The 5,462-nt window shown below is 67.1% G+C and carries 4 protein-coding genes; 2 read left to right on the top strand and 2 right to left on the bottom strand.

Annotated features, from left to right (window positions below):
• Positions 1-479: hypothetical protein (locus tag B2J89_RS12255; RefSeq protein ID WP_169169368.1), on the top strand; the 479-nt coding region annotated here is incomplete at its 5' end.
• A gap of 65 nt (positions 480-544) precedes the next feature.
• Entirely contained in the window at positions 545-3,130 is a 2,586-nt protein-coding gene (gene acnB / locus B2J89_RS12260; RefSeq protein ID WP_169169369.1) for a bifunctional aconitate hydratase 2/2-methylisocitrate dehydratase, read from the top strand.
• A 97-nt stretch (positions 3,131-3,227) separates the two neighbouring features.
• Here the strand turns inward: acnB and yegQ are convergent, their stop codons facing one another.
• Both yegQ and tolA read right to left on the bottom strand, forming a co-directional pair.
• A complete protein-coding gene (gene yegQ / locus B2J89_RS12265) occupies positions 3,228-4,625 on the bottom strand; it encodes a tRNA 5-hydroxyuridine modification protein YegQ (protein ID WP_169169370.1) in 1,398 nt (465 codons plus the stop codon).
• 91 nt (positions 4,626-4,716) lie between these two features.
• The coding region (gene tolA / locus B2J89_RS12270) for a cell envelope integrity protein TolA (protein WP_240965002.1) at positions 4,717-5,462 on the bottom strand (746 nt) is incomplete at its 5' end.

Below are 5,462 nucleotides of genomic sequence, written 5' to 3' on the forward strand. Positions count from 1 at the left end.
CCGCCAAAGCCAAGAAAGAAAGCAAGGCCGTGGTCGCCAAGGCCCAGCCCACCAGCAGCCGCACGCAGCTCAAAAGCGCCACCAGCCAGGTGGCCACCGGCCTCATGGCGGCCGAGACCGCGCTGACCCCGGCGGAGCTGGCCATTGCCGAACGCGTGCACGTGGGCCATATCCCGTGCGAGTTGGGCGCCAGTGTGCAGATCGACGCCGATCCCCAAGCGCCGGGCCACTTCCATGTGGGCGGCAAGGGCTTCAAGTACCACATGGTGCCGGTCGCCACGACCACCGGCACGGTGCGGCTCGAAGACGCCAAGGGCGGCGCCGTCTGGCTGCAGATTGCCAACAAGTCCATGTTGATGGACCAGAAACGTGGCCAGCGCCTGGCCGATGAATGCATGAGCCCCGCCCAGGTGGTGGTGGCCGAGGCCATCAAGAAAAACCCCCCGCCCAGCGTGCTGGAAGCGCCGCCTGCCAAGTGACGGCGTCCCTGCCGGGTTGCACCGGCCCCCATTGATGAACCAGAAGTAACCGGAGAAAAAACTACATGTTGCAAGCCTACCGTGAACACGTGGCCGAGCGCGCAGCGCTGGGCATCCCGCCGCTGCCCTTGACCGCCAAGCAGACTGGCGCGCTGATCGAGCTGCTCAAGAGCCCGCCCGCGGGCGAGGAAGCGGTGCTGCTCGACCTGATCACGCACCGCGTGCCCGCCGGTGTGGACGATGCCGCCAAGGTCAAGGCCAGCTACCTGGCTGCCGTGGCGCACGGAACCGAAAACTGCACGCTGATCGGCCGCGAGAAGGCCACCGAGCTGCTGGGCACCATGCTGGGCGGCTACAACCTGACGCCGCTGATCGATCTGCTCGACGACGCCGCGGTCGCCTCCGTCGCCGCTGAAGCGCTCAAGAAGACGCTGCTGATGTTCGACCAGTTCCACGACGTCAAGGAAAAGGCCGACAAGGGCAACACCTTCGCGCAGGCCGTGCTGCAAAGCTGGGCCGATGGCGAGTGGTTCACCAGCCGCCCCGAAGTGCCGCAGAGCATCAAGCTCACGGTGCTCAAGGTCACCGGCGAGACCAATACCGACGACCTCTCTCCCGCGCCCGACGCCTGGAGCCGCCCCGACATTCCGCTGCATGCGCTCGCCATGCTCAAGAACAAGCGCGACGGCATCACGCCCGAGGAAGACGGCAAGCGCGGTCCGGTCCAGTTCATCGAGGACCTGCGCGCCAAGGGCCACCTCGTGGCCTACGTCGGCGACGTCGTCGGCACGGGCTCGAGCCGCAAGTCGGCCACCAACAGCGTGCTGTGGTTCACGGGCGAAGACATTCCGTTCGTGCCCAACAAGCGCTTTGGCGGCGTCTGCCTGGGCAGCAAGATCGCCCCGATCTTCTACAACACCATGGAAGACGCCGGCGCGCTGCCGATCGAGCTGGACGTGAGCCAGATGCACATGGGCGACACCATCGAGCTGCTGCCCTACGCCGGCAAGGCACTCAAGGACGGCCAGGTGATTGCCGAGTTCGAGGTCAAGAGCGAGGTGCTGTTCGACGAAGTGCGTGCCGGCGGCCGCATTCCGCTGATCATCGGCCGCGGCTTGACGACCAAGGCGCGCGAGGCGCTGGGCCTGGAGCCGTCGACGCTGTTCCGCCTGCCGCAAGTACCCGCCGCCACCGGCAAGGGCTTCACGCTGGCGCAAAAAATGGTCGGCCGCGCCTGCGGCCTGCCAGAAGGCCAGGGCGTGCTGCCCGGCACCTACTGCGAGCCGCGCATGACCTCGGTCGGCTCGCAGGACACTACCGGCCCGATGACGCGCGACGAGCTCAAGGACCTCGCCTGCCTGGGCTTCAGCGCCGACCTGGTGATGCAGTCCTTCTGCCACACCGCGGCCTACCCCAAGCCCGTGGACGTGAAGATGCACCACGAGTTGCCCGACTTCATCAGCACGCGCGGCGGCATCTCGCTCAAGCCCGGCGACGGCATCATCCACAGCTGGCTCAACCGCATGCTGCTGCCCGACACCGTGGGCACGGGCGGCGACAGCCACACGCGCTTCCCCGTGGGCATCAGCTTCCCGGCCGGTTCGGGCCTGGTGGCCTTTGCCGCGGCCACGGGCGTGATGCCACTGGACATGCCCGAGTCGGTGCTGGTGCGCTTCAAGGGCCAGATGCAGCCCGGCGTCACGCTGCGCGACCTGGTGCACGCGATCCCGCTCTACGCCATCAAGGCCGGTCTGCTGACGGTGGAAAAGCAGGGCAAAAAGAACATCTTCTCGGGCCGCATCCTCGAAATCGAAGGCCTGCCGGACATGAAGGTCGAGCAGGCATTCGAGCTGTCCGACGCGTCGGCCGAGCGCTCGGCCGCCGGGTGCACGGTGCGCCTGAACAAGGCGCCGGTCATTGAGTACCTGCAGTCGAACATCGTGCTGCTCAAGAACATGATCGCCCAGGGCTACGAAGACGCGCGCACCATCGGCCGCCGCATCCAGGCCATGGAAGCCTGGCTGGCCAACCCGCAGCTGCTGGAGCCCGACGCCGACGCCGAATACGCCGCCGTGATCGAGATCGACCTGGCCGAGATCACCGAGCCCATCGTCTGCTGCCCCAACGACCCCGACGACGCCAAGACGCTGTCCGACGTGGCCGGCGCTGCGATCGACGAAGTGTTCATCGGCTCGTGCATGACCAACATCGGCCACTTCCGTGCCGCGTCCAAGCTGCTCGAAGGCAAGAAGGACATTCCGGTCAAGCTGTGGATGGCGCCGCCCACCAAGATGGACGCGCAGCAGCTCACCGAGGAAGGCCATTACGGCGTCTTCGGCGCTGCCGGCGCGCGCATGGAAATGCCCGGTTGCTCGCTGTGCATGGGCAACCAGGCGCAGGTCAAGGAAGGCGCGACCGTGATGTCGACCAGCACGCGCAACTTCCCCAACCGCCTGGGCAAGAACACCAACGTCTACCTGGGCTCGGCCGAACTGGCCGCCATCTGCTCCAAGCTCGGCCGCATCCCGAGCCAGGCCGAGTACCTGGCCGACATGGGCGTGATCAAGCAAAGCAGCGGCCAGATCTACCAGTACCTGAACTTCGACCAGATCGCGGAGTACAAGGACGTGGCGGACGGCGTGGCCGCCTGACGGCCCACGCCCCCTGCGGCTGAAAGCCCGGCGCTCGCAAGAGCGCCGGGCTTTTTTACTATGGTTTCAGTAGCTATCAGCGCTTGCTGGGTAAGCGCTAGGGGCCGATTTGGTCTGAATTGTTGTCGGACTCGAGCACGCGCGCCAGCAGCGCCCCGTCCACCGCGTCGGCCAGGGGAATGCGCACGCGCAGCGGGCTGCCGGCCGCGGCCTGCAGGGCCTGGCCATCGAGCCCCTGCATGGTTTCCAGGCGCATGGTGCGGTTGCCGCTCGGGTGCACGACCTCGATCAGGTCCCCCACCGCAAAGCGGTTCTTGGTCTCGACCTCGGCCCAGCCGTCCTGCAGCGCCTTGACCTCGCCGACAAACTGGCTGCGCCGCATCTGCGAGCTGCCGCTTTCGTAGTTCTGGTACGCGTGGGCGGGACGGCGCTCGAGAAAGCCGCTGGTGTAGCCGCGGTTGGCCAGGCCCTCGAGCTCGGTGAGGAGTTCGGGGTTGAACGGGCGGCCGGCCACGGCATCGTCGATGGCCCGGCGGTAGACCTGCGCCGTGCGAGAGACGTAGTACTGGCTCTTGGTGCGGCCTTCGATCTTGAGCGAATCGACGCCGATATCGACCAGCCGCTGCACATGCTCGACCGCGCGCAGGTCCTTGCTGTTCAGGATGTAGGTGCCGTGCTCGTCTTCCATGATGGGCATCAGCTGGCCCGGCCGCTCCTTCTCTTCGAGCAGGTAGACCTGGTCGGCCCGCGGGTGGCGCGCGCCGCCACCGCAGGCGGCAAAGGCGGCGTGGTCGTCTTCCTGAGCCTGGGCGAAATCGAAGTCGCCTTCCATGCGCTGGGCCATGGCTTCGCCGGTGGTGGGGTCCACGGCGGCTTCCTGCGTGGCGTAGCTCCAGCGGCAGGCGTTGGTGCAGGTGCCCTGGTTGCTGTCGCGCCGGTTGAAATAGCCCGAGAGCAGGCAGCGGCCCGAATAGGCGATGCACAGCGCGCCGTGCACGAACACCTCGAGTTCCATGTCGGGGCATTCCTGGCGGACCTTCGCGATCTCGTCGAGGCTCAGCTCGCGCGAGAGGATGACGCGCTGCACGCCCACCGTCTGCCAGAACTTCACCGCCATGAAGTTCACGGTGTTGGCCTGCACCGAGAGGTGGATGGGCACCTGCGGCCACTTCTCGCGCACCAGCATGATCAGGCCGGGGTCGGCCATGATCAGCGCGTCCGGGCCCATGGCGACGATGGGCTCGATGTCGCGCAGGTAAGTGCGTACTTTGTCGTTGTGCGGCAGCAGGTTGCTGGTGAGGAAGAATTTCTTGCCGCGCGCATGGGCTTCCGCGATGCCCTGCGCGATCTGTTCGACGCGGAATTCGTTGTTGCGCGCACGCAGGCTGTAGCGCGGCTGGCCGGCATAGACAGCGTCGGCGCCGTAGTCGTAGGCGGCGCGCATGCGCTCCAGCGAGCCGGCAGGCAGCAGCAGTTCGGGGCTTTTGGGGGTCATCGCGCGATTGTCGGACGGCAGCGAGGCCGGCGTTCTGCGCTGGCTCAGCAAAACGGCAGATCCCGGGCCCCTTGCGGCGCCCGGGGCCTGGTCAGTCCTTGGGACGGAAGCCGATTTCGAGCGCCGAGGGCACGCGCCCGTCCACGTCGCGTGGCAGGGTTTCGGTTTTGTCGAGGGCGCGCAGCACGGCGTCGTCCCAGGCCTTGTTGCCGCTCGACTGCACGAGCCTGGTGCCGACGATGGTGCCGTCGGGCGCGGCGCGCACCTGCACCACGGCGCGCGGGTTGCCGCTCACCGCATCGGGGTAGACGATGTTGGGCTTGACCTTGGCCGCGACCCTGCCGCCATAGCTGCCCGAGGGGCCGGAGTCCTGCTTGGCGCTGCCGGTAGCGGTGTCGCCGCCCGTGGCACCGGCGAGGCCCTGCATGCGGCGGATGTTTTCCTGCCGGCGGGCTTCGGCGGCCTTGGCGCTGGCCTTTTCGAGGGCCTCCTGCTTGCGCTGGTCTTCCTGCGCCTGGCGCTTCTTGTCCTCGGCGGCCTGCTTTTGCTTTTCCAGCTTCTCCAGCCGTTCCTTCTCGCGCTCGGCCTTCTCGGCTTTTTCGGCCTTCAGCTGCTCGATCTTTTCCTTTTGCAGGCGCTCTTTTTTCTCCTGCTCCAGGCGGTCGCGGCGCTCTTCTTCCTTGCGCTCTTTCTCGCGCTTGTCGCGTTCGAGCTGCTGCTGGCGCTCTTTCTTTTCCTTTTCGAGGCGCTTTTTCTCGCGCTCGACGGCGATGTCGGCCGCGCGCGTGTCGGGCTCGGCCTGGCGCGGTGCCGGAGGAGGTGGCGGCGGAGGGGGGG

The sequence above is a fragment of the Acidovorax sp. SRB_24 genome, from assembly GCF_012931925.1.

Bases quoted from the DNA above. Each gene is read 5' to 3' on its own strand.
- acnB (WP_169169369.1), top strand. From the start codon at position 545: ATGTTGCAAGCCTACCGTGAACACGTGGCCGAGCGCGCAGCGCTGGGC.
- yegQ (WP_169169370.1), bottom strand. From the start codon at position 4,625: ATGACCCCCAAAAGCCCCGAACTGCTGCTGCCTGCCGGCTCGCTGGAG.